Genomic DNA, 15116 nt, shown 5'->3' on the forward strand with positions numbered 1-15116 from the left:
GCCATGGCCGACCAACGCCCGCCGCTCCCCCCGTTCGATCAGAACGGCCTCATGACGCACCGGCACGCCAGCATCAACGACCTGCCCCTGCGCGCGTCCGAGCGGCTTGTGCGCTGGCCGCTCGGACGCCGCCCCGACCATCGCCCAGGACTGGGCGAGCTGGGCCCCTGATAAGGAGAAACCGCCATGCCCCACGCCCAATTCGACCCCACAGCGCGCGAAGAGCTCGCCCTCGCCGCAGTCGAGGCAAAAATCCAGAAAGACCTCACCTGGCACGAGATCGCCGAAGCCGCCGGTTTCTCCACCGCTTTCGTCACCGCGGCCGTCCTCGGCCAGCACGCGCTCCCGAAAGAGTCCGCGGAGAAGGTCGCTGCGCTCCTCGACCTCGACGCAGAAGAAACCCTGCTGCTCCAGACCATCCCGCTGCGGGGGTCCATTCCCGGCGGCGTGCCGACCGACCCGACCATCTATCGGTTCTACGAAATGGTGCAGGTCTACGGCACGACGCTGAAGGCATTGATCCATGAGCAGTTCGGCGACGGCATCATCAGCGCGATCAACTTCCGGTTGGACGTGCAGAAAGTGCCGGACCCGGAAGGCGGGCACCGAGCCGTTATCACGCTCGACGGCAAATACCTGCCGACGAAACCGTTCTAGAGGGCGCTTGCGCCGTCAGCCGAAGTGTTGTTCGAAAGTGCGCGCCGCCGCAGATTCCCAATCCCGCGCCCGCGCGGCTGCGCGGCGAGCCTTGCGCTTCGTCGACTCGTACGCCGATTTCAGGCCTTGCCGAACGCCGGTCGCGGGATCGATCTTCGGCTTCGCGGGCTCCCCCGCGACGCGGAAGCGCAATTCCGAGGAGGTTTCCGGGGCGTTGTCGCTCGTGGCGCTCAAAAAACGGTCCGGCAGCGAGAGCTTGGCGATCGTGCGCCACGTCAAGAAATACTGCCGGGCGAACGCGCCCGTTGTGTACGGCAGGTCGTACTTCTCGCAGAGCGCGCGGACCTTCACAGCGATCTCGTGGTAGTGGTTGCTCGGCAGATCGGGGAAGATGTGGTGCTCGATCTGGTGGGAGAGATGGCCGGAGAGGAAACCGAGCACCCGGCCCGCGTTGAAATTCGCCGAGCCGAGCATCTGACGCAGATACCACTGGCCCCGAGTCTCGTTCTCCACGTCGGCTTGGGTGAACTTCTCCGCCCCGTCCGGGAAGTGCCCGCAGAAAATCACCGCGTTCGCCCAAATATTGCGGATCACATTCGCCAACGCGTTCGCGGTGAGCGTGGTGCGGAAGGCCTTGCCCGTCAACGCCGGGAACAGCACATAGTCTTTCGTGATCTGGCGGCGGATTTTCTCGCCCGACTCGCGGCGGCGCTTTTTGGCCAGCGCCCGCTCGGCGGGGTCTTCGATCTTCTGGATCGTCTTGTCGCGCAGCACGATGCTCTGCATCCCCACGCCCCACTCGAAGAACAAGGTCAGAAGGGTGTTCCAGAACAAGTTGGCAAGGTGGGCCGGATTCCACGGCTCGTCCCTGGTCACCCGGATCGTGCCGTAGCCGATGTCGTCGTCGAGACCGAGGATGTTCGTGTACTTGTGGTGCAAATGGTTGTGCGTGTGCTGCCAGTGCGAGGAGACGCCCACCATGTCCCACTCCCAGGTGGAGGAGTGGATCTCGGGGTCGTTCATCCAGTCCCACTGCCCGTGCATGACGTTGTGGCCGATCTCCATGTTCTCGACGATCTTCGCGAGCCCGAGCGAGACGGCCCCGAGCCACCAGAGCCCCTTGCGCCGGCTGCCGACCAAAGCCAGCCGGCCGACGAGTTCGAGGGAACGCTGGAAGCGGATCGTGTTGCGGATGTAACGGGCGTCGCGTTCGCCCCGCGCCGACTCGATATCGCGGCGGATGGCGTCGAGCTCTTCGCCGATGGCCTCGATGTCCGTCTCGGTGAGATGGGCGAACTCTTTGATGTCACTGATCGCCATAAATGCCTTTCCACGCGATGGCCGTTACGGGAGCAGGCCGGTTCGAAACCGGCACGGCTCCACAGTATAGAAATGTCTCTGCCAGGAACCGAAAATCTTTCACGAACAGGCGGTGATCAACTGGCCAACACCGGGTGCGCGGGCGCGAGCCCAGGAAGACGCCGGACCGTGCGGATGAGCCGTTTCTGCCACGCGGGCCGCGTCATGCCGTACGCGGTGTTCAGGCCGAGCCGCCCGCCGGAGGCCGATCTCGCCGGTTCGTCGAGCCCTCGGAAGCGCAACTCGGAGGAGGTCTCCGGCGCGTTGTCGCTCGTGGCGCTCAAAAAGCGGTCCGGCAGCGAGAGCTTGGCGATCGTGCGCCACGTCAAGAAGTACTGCCTGGGGAACGAGCCGGTCGTGTACGGCAGGTCATATTTGGCGCAGATCTCCCGCACTCGTTTGGAGATTTCATAGAGCCGGTTGCTCGGTATGTCCGGGTACAGGTGGTGCTCGATCTGGTGGCACAGGTTGCCCGACATGAAGCGCATGAGCGGGCCGGCGGTGAAGTTGGCCGAGCCGAGCATCTGGCGCAGATACCACTGGCCTTGGGTCTCGCGCTCGATCTCGGCGGCGGTGAACTTCTCCGCCCCGTCTGGGAAGTGCCCGCAGAAAATCACCGCGTTCGACCAGAAATTGCGGATCAGATTGGCCACGAAGTTGGCCCGCAGGGTCGATTTGAACGCCGGGCCGGTGAGCGCGGGGAACAGCAGGTAGTCCTTGCCGATTTGTTTGGCGATCTTCTTGGCGACCTCGCCGACTTTCCGCTTGCCCTCCGCAGAGGCGTACCAGCTGGGCGGCTTGGCCTCCATGTTCGCGGCGGCGCTCGGGCTGATGTGCTGCAACGCGACGCCGAACTCGAAGAGCGAAGCCAGAAGGGTGTTCCACAGCAGGTTGCCGAGGTGGCTCGGCTTCCACGGCTCGTCCCTGGTCACCCGGACCACGCCGTAGCCGACGTCCTCGTCAAGGCCGACGATGTTCGTGTACTTGTGGTGCAAATAGTTGTGCTGGTGCTTCCAATGGGCGGCTGGCGAGGTGTTGTCCCATTCCCACTGCGAGGAGTGGACCTCGGGGTCGTTCATCCAGTCCCACTGCCCGTGCATGACGTTGTGGCCGATCTCCATGTTCTCGACGATCTTCGCGACGCCCAGTGCGACGGCCCCGAGCCACCACAACACGGGCGTGCGGCTGCCGAACAACACGATCCTGCCGGCAAGCTCCATCGAACGTTGGAAACGGATCGTGTTGTAGATGTAGCGCGAGTCCCGCGCGCCGAGCGAACTCTCGATGTCGCGCCTGATGGCGTCGAACTCCTCGCCAATGGCCTCGACATCCGTCTCGGTGAGATGCGCGAATTCTTTGATGTCGCTGATCGCCATACTGCCTCCGCGGCCTTCGTTTTGTCGCGAGTTCAGAACGGGCCGCGCGCCTGAACTCAGGCGAGGCAGCTTTTCGCCGAGCTCTTTCAGCCGGGCTGCTCTCACCCAATCGCCGCCCAATGATTGTGACTGCGCCCACGGGAAATTATAGGTCGATAACGCAGTTACCGACAGGGGCGGTGCAACAGGTTTGTATGCGTTCGCCCTCCTCGTGAAGATTTCCGTTACGCAGATCACAAACAGTCCCTTGCGAGAGCTGACTGGAGCAGGTGTGGCAAATGCCCATCCGGCAGCCGAACGGAAGCACCAGCCCCGCGCTCTCGCCAGCTTCGAGAATCGTCGTCGCCCCGTCCGAAACCACCTCCTTGTCCGAGCGCGCAAACCGGACCACGCCGCCCAACGCCCCGGAGCCAGCCCCCTCGGACGGACCGGTGCGGCGCAAGGCGAACTGCTCCGTCTTCAGGCGCTCGGGCACCCCGGCCGCGGTCCACCACGCCGCGAGGGCCTCCAAGAGCTCCGCGGGCCCGCAGGCCCACGTCTGGCGCTCGCGCCAGTCCGGGACGAGTTCGCTCAGACGCTGCTCGTCCAGGCGGCCCTGCGCGGAGGTGATCTGGAGATGGAAGGCGAGGCTCAGGAACTTTTGGCCGAACTCACGCAGCTCTTGGCCGAAGATGACGCCCTGTTCGGTCCGCTCGGAATGCACATGCGCCACCTGGACCGGCATATCTCGGCGGGCGAGGTGCCGCAGCATGGACATGACCGGCGTGATGCCGCTGCCCGCGGTGATGAAGAGGATCTTGGGCGGCGGCGGCTCGGGGAGGTGGAAATCCCCGGCAGGAGCTTGCAGTCGGATCACCGTCCCCGGACGAACCCCCGAAGTCAAATGCGAGGAGAGCCTGCCCTCCGGCACCGCGCGCACAGTCACCGAGAGCGGCGCGTGCATGGCTCGGCTCTTGACGGAGTACGCCGGGACGCTGGTCAAGGAGTAGGAGCGCCAAACCCACCTTCCTTCGATCCGGACACCGACGCCGACGTGTTGGCCAGGCGCGAACCTCGGATCGAATCCCCAGCCGGGACGGATCACCAGGGTGGTCGAATCGGCCGTCTCCGGGCGCACATCGATGATCTGGCCGCGCAGCTCGCGCGCGGACCACAGCGGGTTGAAAAGCTGCGCGTAGTCATCCGGCAGCAACGGGTGGGACAGGCGGGCCACAGCGCCTCGGACCATATTGACGCCCCAGTTCCGCGCCGGAATGTGCTGTGCAGGTTTTTCAAGCCACGCTCGTATGCCCATATCTGGAAGTCTAGCCAGCGCTGCAGGGACCCGACGAAGCACGATGCGTCCAACCCCGGCGGAGGGCGCCGCCGCGCTGGACGAGGCGCTCAGTCCCCTAAATGCAACACCAGTGAGAGTTCCGTCGACGCGTACCACGCGAGCGGCTCGTCTTGCGCGTCGGCCACGATGTGCTCGGCGTCGCAGTCGCCCAGATCGGCCGCGTCAACCGCCTGAACAGCCCTGGCCACCACGTCTTTCGCCGAGAGCAAGTCCACGTAGAGGCAGTCGACCGCGTCGAGCTTGACCGGGCCTTCTACACGCACCACCGCGTCGTCGAGGTCGGGGCGCAAGGTCGCCGAAGCGACCTCGAGCACCAACACCACCCGAAGCGGGGGCGCGTCGTCCTCCTCGGACAAGAGGCGCAACGAGGCGAGCGCGGCCTCGTCCAACGCCACCTCGGCGAGTTCCTCGTCGTCGCCGCTCGCATACGCCTCGCGCAACGCGGGAGTCACCGCGAAGGCAGTGCCGGAGCGGGGACGGACCTCGCCAGACTCAAGCCATTGCGCGAGCAAGCCCAACGTCGCAGGCACGAACACACGGCGCAGCTCCTGGTGCGAGGAATCCCTTTCGCGCTTCGCGGGCTCAGACATACCTTCTGCGCCCTCAGGGGCGCTCACCGCCCCTGCTTCCGTGCCGCCGCCCGGCGCTGGCGCCGGGTGCCCTGCGGCAGTTCGCCAGGCGAAGGGCTGCGACTGACCACAGCAGCGCCGTCCTCGCCGGGAGCCGTGTAGGTGAGCGCCTCCTCCGGCTCGGAATCAGGCTCAGGGGAGCCGCCGATCTGGGGCTTCGGTTGCCCGTGCGGCGCTGCGGAGTCCTCTTCCCCGCCCTGGGGCCGCTGGGCCGCCTCGGGCTGCGGCTCAACGGTGACGTTCACGTTGAAGAGGAAACCCACCACCTCTTCCTTCAGGCCGTCGAGCATGCCGGTGAACATGTCGAAGCCTTCGCGCTGATATTCGACCAGCGGGTCGCGCTGCGCCATCGCGCGCAGGCCGATGCCTTCCTTCAGGTAGTCCATCTCGTAGAGGTGCTCGCGCCATTTGCGGTCGAGCACTTGCAGCATAATCATCCGCTCCAGCTGGGCCATCCCGCCTTCGCCGACGACAGCGTCGATCTCTTCCGTGCGCTTCTTGTAGTGCGCTCGGGCGTCGTCGAGGACCTTCTCCAGCAGCTCCTCGGCGCTCACATCCTTGCGATGGCCCTTCTTGTCGGTCGGGACGGCTTCCTCCTGGGAGATCCCGACCGGGTAGAGCGTGCGCAACGCCGCCCACAACGCGCCGAGGTCCCAGTCCTCCGCGTAGCCCTCCGCGGTCGCGCCGTTCACGTAGGCGGTGACCGTGTCGGTGATCATGTGCTGGACCTGTTCGCCGAGGTCTTCGCCTTCAAGTATCCGCCGACGTTCTGCGTAGATCACCTTGCGCTGCTCGTTCATCACGTCGTCGTATTTGAGGACGTTTTTGCGGCTCTCGAAGTTCATCTGCTCGATGTCGGTCTGCGCGGTCTTGATCGCCCGTGTCACGAGTTTGTGCTCGAGCGGCACGTCGTCCGGCTGCCCGCCGCTGCGCAGCGCGAACTCCAAAATGCCCTGGTTGAACCTGCGCATCAGCTCGTCGCCGAGGGAGAGGTAGAAGCGCGACTCGCCTGGGTCGCCCTGACGGCCCGCGCGGCCCCGGAGCTGGTTGTCGATGCGCCGGGACTCGTGGCGCTCCGTGCCGAGGACGTAGAGCCCGCCCGCGTCACGGACCTTTTCGGCCTCCTCCTCGGCTTTCTTCTTGACCTCGGTGAGCGTCGGCTCCCACCGGGCCTCGTACTCCTCCGGCGTGTTCACCGGGTCAAGGCCCTGCTCGCGCAAATGCTCGTCGGCGATCACGTCGACGTTGCCGCCGAGCACGATGTCCGTGCCTCGTCCCGCCATGTTCGTGGCCACCGTGACCGCCCCGAGCCTGCCCGCGCGGGCAATGATGGCGGCCTCCTGCTCGTGGTACTTGGCGTTGAGCACCGTGTGCGGCACATTGCTCTTCTTGAGCAGCCTCGAAAGATGCTCCGAGCGTTCCACGCTCGTGGTGCCGATGAGCACCGGCTGGCCCTTCTTGTGCCGTTCGGCGACGTCGGCCACCACCGCGTCGAACTTCGCGTCCTGGGTGCGGTAGATGAGATCGGCCTGGTCCGTGCGGATCATGCTCCGGTTCGTGGGGATGGAGACCACGCCCAGCTTGTAGATCTGCTGGAATTCGCTCGCCTCGGTCCGGGCCGTGCCGGTCATGCCCGCGAGCTTGTCGTAAAGGCGGAAATAGTTTTGCAGGGTGATCGTCGCGAAAGTCTGGTTCTCAGCCTTGACCTCGACATTCTCCTTGGCCTCGATCGCCTGGTGCAAGCCTTCGTTGTACCGCCTGCCCACCAGGAGCCGGCCGGTGTGCTCGTCGACGATCAGCACTTCCCCGCTCTGGACGAGGTAGTCCTTGTCCCGGACGAAGAGCTCCTTCGCCTTGACCGCGTTGTTGAGATAGCTGACCAGCGCTGAGTTCGCGGCCTCGTAAAGATTCCCGATGCCGAGCTGGTCCTCCACGAAACTCACGCCGGCCTCGGACACCCCGACGGTGCGCTTGCGCAGATCGACCTCGTAATGCACGTCTTTCTTCATGCGCTCGACGATCCGGGCGAATTCGATGTACCACTTGGACGAGGAATCGGCGGGCCCCGAGATGATGAGCGGGGTGCGCGCCTCGTCGATGAGGATGGAGTCGACCTCGTCGACGATGGCGAACGCATGTCCTCGCTGCACCAAGTCGTTCACATTGTGCGCCATGTTGTCGCGCAAGTAGTCGAAGCCGAACTCGTTGTTCGTCCCGTACGTGATGTCCGCCTGGTAGGCCTCCCGCCTGCGGGCGGAGCCGCCACCGGCCAAAATGGCCCCGACGCTCAACCCGAGGAAGCGGTGCACGCGGCCCATCCACTCGGCGTCGCGCTTGGCGAGGTAGTCGTTCGTCGTGACGACATGGACGCCGTCGCCGGAAAGCGCGTTGAGGTACACGGGCAGAACCGAGGTCAGGGTCTTCCCCTCGCCCGTCTTCATCTCGGCGATATTGCCGTAGTGCAGCGCGGCCCCGCCCATGACCTGCACGTCGTAATGCCTCTGCGACAGCACGCGCATCGAGGCCTCCCGCGCGGTCGCGAACGCCTCGGGCACGAGGTCGTCAAGGCTCTCGCCGTTCTTGTGCCGCTTTTTGAACTCGTCCGTCTTGGCCTGGAGCTCGGCGTCGGTCAGCTTCTCGAAATCGTCAGAAAGCGAATTGACCTGGCTGACAACGTTGCCGAGGCGCTTGAGCGCGCGGCCCTCTCCGATTCGCAGCAGTCTGTCGAGCAACGACACCGAAACACTCATTTCTCTCGTCGCGGGCAAGTTCCTTGTCCCCTGCCCTGCGGTCTTCTTCCAGCCGGAACTCGATCCGGCGAACGCATCCATACTAGGGGACGAAGCGCGTGCGGCGCGTTATGCTCGTGGCGCAGCCCCAGCGGGGCGGGGCGAGGACCATGAGCGGAGGACAGGCCATGAACCGGCAAATCCGCATCGGCGTGCAGCTTCAACAGCAGCACGCCCGCGATTACTCGGCAATCCGCGACGCGGTGTCCCGCGCCGAAGACATCGGCGCGGACATTGTTTTCAACTGGGACCATTTCTTCCCGTTGCACGGCGGCGAGTTCCCGTCGCACGGCGGCGAGCCGGATGGCGGCGATCAAACCGCTCCGCGGTGGCAGGACGGAACGCACTTCGGCGACGGCTGGACCCTTTTGGCCGCTTGGGCGGAGCAGACTTCCCGCGTGCAGCTCGGGGTGCTGGTCACCTGCCTCGGCTACCGGAATCCCGACTTGCTCGCCGACATGGCGCGGACCGTCGACCATACCAGCGGCGGCAGGGTGATCCTCGGCGTCGGCGCGGGCTGGGCCGAAAAGGACTACGCCGAGTACGGCTACGAGTTCGGCACAGCGGGCTCCCGGCTCGACCGCTTCGCGGATGGCCTTGAGCGGGTCAAAGCCCGACTGGGAAAACTCAACCCCCCGCCGCTCGGCGGGGGCCTGCCGATCCTCATCGGCGGCAGCGGCGAGCGCAAGACGCTGCGCGAAGTGGCCAAACACGCGGACATCTGGCACAGCTTCCTCCCCCTGCCGGAGTTCCTCCGCAAAAACGCGGTCTTGGCGGAGCACGGGGCCCAGGTCGGCCGGGACGTCTCCCAGATCGAGCGCTCCATGAACTGGCCCGGCTCGGGGAGCACGATCATCACGGCTGTGGACCCGGCCCGAGCACCACGCGTGGCAGATGCGCTCCTCAGCGCAGGCGTCACGCTCTTCACCGTCGGCGCCTCTGGCCCCGATTACGATTTCACCACGTTGCGGGAGGCCATACGCTGGCGTGACGCGAATGCTTAGCCCGCGCCGCGCCAGGGCGGCCGACTACTGCTGCTCGAGGCGGATCAGTCCGTAGTCGTACCCCCGCCTGCGGTAGACGACGGACGGCAGACCGGTCTCCTTGTCGTGGAAAAGATAGAAGTCGTGGCCGACGAGCTCCATACGGTTGAGCGCGTCCTCCACTCCCATCGGAGAGGTCGGATGCGACTTGACCCGCACGATCTGGCCTGGGCCAGAGGGCGCCTTGTCCGCCTGCGCGTCCCCTCGCGCCGGGGAGAAGCCCGACGAGGCCCCCAAGGCGGGCGAGGCTTGCGCCGAGCCGGGGCCGCCATTGGCCGCCGCAGGCGCCATTTCCGGCTCCCAGCCGTTCGCCGTGGCCTCGGCGACGGAAGTCGGCCGGTGTTGCCCGTGGTGCACCTGGCGGCGGTCCTTGCTGCGCCGCAGCCGCTCTATGATCTTGTCCGCCGCGAGGTCCAAAGCGGCGTAGAAGGTTTCCGCCCGCGCTTCGGCGCGGACCACCGGCCCCTTGCCGAGCACGGTCACTTGGACCCGTTGGCATTGCTTGGACTGCCGAGGGTTCGACTCGTGGGCGAGCTCCACTTCCACCCTGTGGCAATGCGCGTCGAATTTCTCCAAACGCGCCATTTTCTCGGCGACGTGTTCGCGGAAGTGCTCTGGGACGACGACCCGGCGACCGGTCACCACAATGTTCGGACGGGCTTCTTGGTTCGGATGCGATTCGGGCTCTTCGGCGAACTCCGCCTCGCCGCGCCTGACTGCCAATTGCTGGGTCATTCTCGAACCTCCTTGTTCTCAGGCCGAGGCCGCCACGACCGCGCGGCCTTTTCGGGCAGCGAACCGACAGTCCGGACTCGGACCTGTCACCATGTCCGCTCCTTGTGACGGTAGTCGCAATTTTGCGATCTTGCCACCCCTGAACGTCATCCGGTGACCAAAGAGACGTCATCTTCTCGTCACCCGGCGATCACCACGACGGCGGCCACCGGAACACCCGCCCCGGCCAAGGCGCGAATCGCTTCGCACGCGGTGGCCCCAGAAGTGAGCACATCGTCCACCAGCACCGTCAACCGGCCCGCAGCCGGCGCCGGGACCGCCCGCACGCGCACCCTGCCTCGGACGTTCGCGCGGCGCTGCCCAGCGCCGAGGCCCACCGAGTCGCGCACGCCGAGCCGATAGCGGAGCAGGTCCTCCACATCGGTGTTCGGCAGCGCCCGCGAAGCAACAGCGGCGAACCGCAACACAGGGTCCCCGCCCCTCGCCCGCGACGAGCGCCAACGTGTCGGCGCGGGCACAAGGCGCAATCCCCGCCGGGGCGCGAGCGCGCCCCGGCCGCGCAGCTGGGCGAGCAGGCGGGCGAGCTGCTCCCCCAACGGGGCCGCCATATCACGACGGCCGCCCGCCTTGGCGGCGAGCACCGCGCCGCGGCGCGGCCCGCCGTACCTGCCGCCCGAATACACCGGCACGCCAGGGTCGAACACGGGACGCAGACGGCACGGCTCGCCCCTGGTCCGCCGCGCGCAGTCCGCGCACCAGAGCACGCCCCGCGTCCGGCAGCCGCCGCACTCCCTCGGAGCCAACAAGTCCACGAACGACCGCCCGAGCGACCCCAAACCCTCGACCACGTCCATGCCCGCAAGCATGCCAGCGCGCACTGACAATGTTCCGGGCCAAAACGGGCCCGCCTGCCCGACCGGCTCTTCCGACGCAGCCCCGGAAAACGCTATTTCGGCAGGACGATGGTCGACAAGGTTCCGTGGAGCATCGGGATCTCTTTCCAGAAATCCTCGGCCCCGCTGTTTTTGCGCAGCTGCAGCACCGCCCGAGAGTCCGTGACGTACATCGTCGTCGCAGAGGCGGTGATGGAGGAGATCGGCGGCGTGAGGTTGCGGCTCGGCACCGTGACCGAGAACGGGCTGCCGATGGGGACTTCGAGCACGGGGGACTGCAAGGCGGTGGGGACGGCGGGGGCCTGCGCCACGTACAGCACATCGCCAACGCCCCAATCCACACTGGTCACCTGCACGGGATGGTCCGGGGTGGAGGTCAGCAGGGATTGCGCGTCGGTCAACGTGTAAACCCCGTTCTCGTTCTGCCGCACGTTCATCGTGATGAGCCTGCCGCTCACGACCAGCGCGGCCCTGACCCCGTCAGGCGAGAGCCGAAGCTCCGTGATCGGACCGTCCTGCGGCGCGCGGCCAAGTTCTGAAACGTCCACTTCCGAACGGCTCAGCTGGCCGTTCGGGTCGACGCTGACCGAGGCCACCGTGCTGCCGTCAAGCACCGTCCACACCTTCGAGCCGTCCGGGGTCCAGGTGGGCCTGGTCATGGTGTGCTCGGCGGCGGCCCCGAGGTTCACCGTTTTATCCGGCGGCCCCACCATCAGCTGCGCCGAGCCGTCTGGGCCTTTGACCACGGCCGCGGCGAACGTCTCCTGTTGGTTCACCGCGGCGGCGAGGATGGAGTTCACCACCCCGAGCGCCCCGGCCACTCGCTGCACCCCCCGGTCGGTGACTCGGGCCAGCGTGCCCCCGGAGACCGCGTACATCGAGTTTCCCGCAGACTCCGCGTTCGGGTCCCACGCCGCGACGTCGTTCACCGTCCAGCCAGAGGCTAGGCGCTCTTCGAGCGGGGAACCATCGGCGGAAAGCGCATAGGGCCCGGTGACGCCGGCCGCGGCCAGCGTCCAGACCACTTGCGCCGCGAGCAGCTGCTTGTCTTTTTGGCTGAGTTCGCCGAGCCCGGTGAAGTCGACGCTCAGGCCTCGGGCGTTCGGATTGCCCGGCAGGGCGCTCACGCGGGCGACGGGCGAGCGCAACGCCGCCCGCTGCGGGATCTGCGTGCGCACCGCGTTCGCCAGAACTGGTCTCGGCCCCTTGATGAGCGAGCGCACCAGCTGCTCCGCCATTGCCGTCTGATCCCCGCAGACCCACCTCGGGTCCGGCACCAGCTGCGCGCCGGACGGGTTCAAAAAGTACAGGTTGCGGCGCTGGTAACGGTATTGGAACTGCTTCGCGTCGACGAGCACCCCCTTGTCGAGCGAGCTGATGCGCCATTCCCCGCGCACTCTCGTGACTTCGATTTGCCGGTCCACCGCGGTGTCGTCCCGGCCCACCACGCCGTCTGGCTCGATGTGGCCGACCGCGAGAGCGCGGATCTGAAAACGCATCCGATCGGACTGGTGCTCGTTCTGCTCCTCGGGGACGAGCACGTCGATGGTGTCGATCACTGCGCCCCCGGACCCGTCGTCCCAGCCGCGCGACGCCTCTTCAGTGAGAAATTTCCGGGCCTTGCCATGCCGGTCGGCGGGATCGACCGAAGCTTTCAAGAAATCTCGGATCAACGTCTCCGGGGCCATGCCCGGAGCAGGCTCGGGGACAGCCATGGTGTCTTGCGCCCCCATCGCCCGCTGCACCGGCCCGAGCGCATGGGGCGGGCTGCCCGTGGGGATCGTCGCGCACGATGCGACCAGCGCCGCGCACAAAGCCAACGAAGCCGCGCGGGGCAGCAGACGCCCAAGCCGCATCACTCGGCCCCTTTCCCTCGGGTCGCCGAAGAGTCCGCCAACACCTCGCGAAGCTCGTGTGCGGACGGGATGCGCTGCGGGCTGGCCGGTTTGAGCGGCAGCGGGCTGCCGACCACCTTGTGCCCGCGCACCAGCGGCAACGTCAGCCGGAAACACGCGCCCCGGCCTGGCTCGCCCCAGGCCTCCAGACGGCCTTGGTGCAAACGCGCGTCCTCGTAGCTGATCGCAAGGCCGAGGCCAGTGCCGCCCATCCGGCGCACCCGAGAGGGATCGGCTCGCCAAAAGCGGTTGAAGACAAGTTTCTCCTCGCCCGGTTTCAAACCGACGCCCCAATCTCGGACGGTGACGGCCACCGCGTCCGTGTCGGCGCGCATTTTCACCTGCACCGGCCGCGCATCGCCGTGGTCAACGGCGTTCGCCAACAAATTCCGCAGCACCCGTTCGACCCGGCGTTGGTCCACCTCCGCGATCAACGGCTCGTCGGGCAGGTCGAGCTGGATCGCCGTCCCCGTGCTCTTGGCCATCGGTTCCACGATGTCCACTGCCGCGCGGACGCAACGGCGCAGGTCGACCTGCTCGGCGGAGAGATCCGCGACGCCCGCGTCGTGCCGGGAGATCTCCAGAAGGGACGTGAGCAGGGACTCGAACCGGTCCAGTTCGGCCTCTAAAAGCTCCGACGAGCGCGCCAGCTCCGGCGAGAGCTCGTCGCGGGAGCCGTGGATGAGGTCCGCCGCGAGACGCACCGTGGTGAGCGGTGTGCGCAGTTCATGGCTCACATCGGAGGTGAACTGACGCTGCAACTGGCCGTACTCCTCCAGCTGGACGATCTGCCGGGACAGGCTCTCCGCCATTTCGTTGAACGACATCGCGAGCCGGGCCAAGTCGTCTTCCCCTCGGACGGGGACGCGCTCGTCCAGCCTGCCGTTGGCGAACCGGACCGCGATACGCGCGGTTTGCCGCACGGGCAGCACGACCTGTCTGGCAACAAACATGGACACCGCCGCCATCAGCAGGGAGAGCACCAAACCGCCCATGACCAAGTTGCGCTGCACCAGATTGAGCGTGGACTCCTCGTTGGACAGCGGGAAGATCAAATACAACTGCACGCCTGCCGCCCCGACGGCCATCGGCGTGCCCATGACAAGGACCGGCCTGGTCCCTCCGCCGGGCGCGGGCTCTTTGGCGTAGATGTAGCTGACCTGGCCAGAGCGCACGAAGTCCTGCAACGCCTCGCTCACGGTCTGTCCCGGGCCCAGAACGACCTTGCCCTGCTTGCCGCTCTCGGGGACGATGATGACGGAGTCGAAAACCCCGGCGAGGCCCGCCGCCGAGCCTGGGTCGGAGAGCCGGAGCCGAATGGCCCGCATCTTGCTTTCCAACCCCTCGGCCTCCCCCATGCCGACCAGTTCGCTCTCCACCGTGGTGCGCGCCCGCGCGAGCTCGTCGGAGGCCGCGGCGATCTTCTGCGAGAGCAGCCGGTCGGCGATCTGGCTGGAAAGGAAGAATCCGAGCACCAACATGAGGGCCAACGACAATGCCATCGCGGAGACCAAGACCCGCAATTGCAGCGAGCGCCGCCAGCGTTTGCCGACGAAACGCGAAGCGCGCTCCAGCCACGTCAAGAACGTGGCCGGGCCGTGCTGCAAACGACGAGTTCCCCCGATCACGCGCCGCTCTCTCCTGTCACGATATCTAGTGAATCACAAACGGCCGCAGATCACGGCGGGCCGGCCTTGTAGCCCACGCCGCGCACGGTGAGCACGACCCGAGGGGCGTCCGGGTCTTTCTCCACTTTGGCGCGCAGACGCTGCACATGGACGTTGACCAATCGGGTGTCCGCCGGATGGCGGTAGCCCCAGACCTGCTCCAGCAGGACTTCGCGGGTGAACACCTGGCGGGGCTTGCGCGCGAGCGCGACGAGGAGGTCGAATTCGAGAGGGGTGAGGGAGATGATCTGATCGCCCCGGCTGACCCGGTGGGCGAGCACATCGATCTCGACGTCGTCGATCGTGAGCACTTCCGGCGCGGCGACCTCGTTGCGCCGCAGCCGGGCCCGGACCCTCGCCACAAGCTCTTTCGGCTTGAACGGCTTCATCACGTAGTCGTCCGCGCCAGACTCCAGGCCGACGACCACGTCGATGGTGTCGGTGCGGGCGGTGAGCATGACGATCGGCACGCCCGACTCGGCGCGCACCTGCCGGCACACGTCGATGCCGTTGAGCCCGGGGAGCATCACGTCGAGCAGCACGAGGTCGGGGCGCAACTCCCGCACAGCGGGCAGGACTTTCGTCCCGTCGGAGACGACGACCGGGTCGAATCCCTCACCGCGCAGGACGATGGTCAGCATTTCCGCCAAGGCCACATCGTCGTCAACCACAAGAATCCGCTGTCGCATGGCGTTCATGGTCGCATCTCGACCTGATAACGGTCCAGGCGGCGCGCC

Annotated in this window: 13 protein-coding genes; 3 read left to right on the forward strand and 10 right to left on the reverse strand. The window is 66.6% G+C overall.

Translation table 11 applies throughout. The features are described from left to right. Positions 1 to 3: 3 nt before the first annotated feature. Both SROT_RS16555 and cynS read left to right on the forward strand, forming a co-directional pair. Positions 4 to 171 (forward strand): DUF1348 family protein, encoded by a 168-nt coding sequence (locus SROT_RS16555; RefSeq protein ID WP_222829194.1) that lies wholly within the window; start codon positions 4 to 6, stop codon positions 169 to 171. Between the two features lie 15 nt (positions 172 to 186). After that, positions 187 to 657 (forward strand): cyanase, encoded by a 471-nt coding sequence (cynS, locus tag SROT_RS11025; protein WP_013139103.1) that lies wholly within the window; start codon positions 187 to 189, stop codon positions 655 to 657. Between the two features lie 15 nt (positions 658 to 672). On the opposite strand, the gene SROT_RS11030 is transcribed toward cynS, so the two are convergent. The 5 genes from SROT_RS11030 to secA form a co-directional block, all read right to left on the reverse strand. Then, on the reverse strand, positions 673 to 1977 hold the full coding sequence (locus SROT_RS11030) for a fatty acid desaturase family protein (RefSeq protein WP_013139104.1): 1305 nt from the start codon (positions 1975 to 1977) through the stop codon (positions 673 to 675). A gap of 116 nt (positions 1978 to 2093) precedes the next feature. Continuing rightward, the gene (locus tag SROT_RS11035) at positions 2094 to 3392 is read right to left on the reverse strand and encodes a fatty acid desaturase family protein (RefSeq protein ID WP_013139105.1); all 1299 of its coding nucleotides are present in this window, start codon (positions 3390 to 3392) and stop codon (positions 2094 to 2096) included. A 145-nt stretch (positions 3393 to 3537) separates the two neighbouring features. After that, on the reverse strand, positions 3538 to 4686 hold the full coding sequence (locus tag SROT_RS11040; RefSeq protein ID WP_013139106.1) for a ferredoxin reductase: 1149 nt from the start codon (positions 4684 to 4686) through the stop codon (positions 3538 to 3540). An 89-nt stretch (positions 4687 to 4775) separates the two neighbouring features. Then, positions 4776 to 5273, reverse strand: coding sequence for a DUF6912 family protein (locus SROT_RS11045; protein WP_041407948.1), 498 nt, complete (start codon positions 5271 to 5273; stop codon positions 4776 to 4778). A 68-nt stretch (positions 5274 to 5341) separates the two neighbouring features. Then, positions 5342 to 8089, reverse strand: coding sequence for a preprotein translocase subunit SecA (gene secA, locus SROT_RS11050; protein ID WP_041407949.1), 2748 nt, complete (start codon positions 8087 to 8089; stop codon positions 5342 to 5344). Positions 8090 to 8274: 185 nt separating this feature from the next. On the opposite strand from secA, the gene SROT_RS11055 reads away from it, so the two are divergent. Further along, the gene (locus tag SROT_RS11055; RefSeq protein ID WP_013139109.1) at positions 8275 to 9150 is read left to right on the forward strand and encodes an LLM class F420-dependent oxidoreductase; all 876 of its coding nucleotides are present in this window, start codon (positions 8275 to 8277) and stop codon (positions 9148 to 9150) included. Positions 9151 to 9174: 24 nt separating this feature from the next. Here SROT_RS11055 and hpf read toward each other — a convergent pair whose 3' ends face one another. The 5 genes from hpf to mtrA all read right to left on the reverse strand — a co-directional run bounded on the left by hpf (position 9175) and on the right by mtrA (position 15077). Then, positions 9175 to 9924, reverse strand: coding sequence for a ribosome hibernation-promoting factor, HPF/YfiA family (hpf, locus tag SROT_RS11060; RefSeq protein ID WP_013139110.1), 750 nt, complete (start codon positions 9922 to 9924; stop codon positions 9175 to 9177). Between the two features lie 179 nt (positions 9925 to 10103). Beyond that, on the reverse strand, positions 10104 to 10778 hold the full coding sequence (locus SROT_RS11065; RefSeq protein ID WP_041407951.1) for a ComF family protein: 675 nt from the start codon (positions 10776 to 10778) through the stop codon (positions 10104 to 10106). A gap of 92 nt (positions 10779 to 10870) precedes the next feature. Further along, on the reverse strand, positions 10871 to 12673 hold the full coding sequence (lpqB, locus tag SROT_RS11070; RefSeq protein ID WP_013139112.1) for an MtrAB system accessory lipoprotein LpqB: 1803 nt from the start codon (positions 12671 to 12673) through the stop codon (positions 10871 to 10873). Continuing rightward, positions 12673 to 14340 (reverse strand): MtrAB system histidine kinase MtrB, encoded by a 1668-nt coding sequence (gene mtrB / locus SROT_RS11075; protein ID WP_013139113.1) that lies wholly within the window; start codon positions 14338 to 14340, stop codon positions 12673 to 12675. The genes lpqB and mtrB overlap by 1 nt, the downstream gene beginning before the upstream one ends. A gap of 50 nt (positions 14341 to 14390) precedes the next feature. Beyond that, positions 14391 to 15077 carry an MtrAB system response regulator MtrA gene (mtrA, locus tag SROT_RS11080; protein WP_013139114.1) on the reverse strand — a complete coding sequence of 229 codons (687 nt, stop codon included), beginning with the start codon at positions 15075 to 15077 and terminating at the stop codon, positions 14391 to 14393. Positions 15078 to 15116 lie beyond the last annotated feature (39 nt).

Source organism: Segniliparus rotundus DSM 44985 (assembly GCF_000092825.1).
In the GTDB taxonomy this organism is placed as follows: domain Bacteria; phylum Actinomycetota; class Actinomycetes; order Mycobacteriales; family Mycobacteriaceae; genus Segniliparus; species Segniliparus rotundus.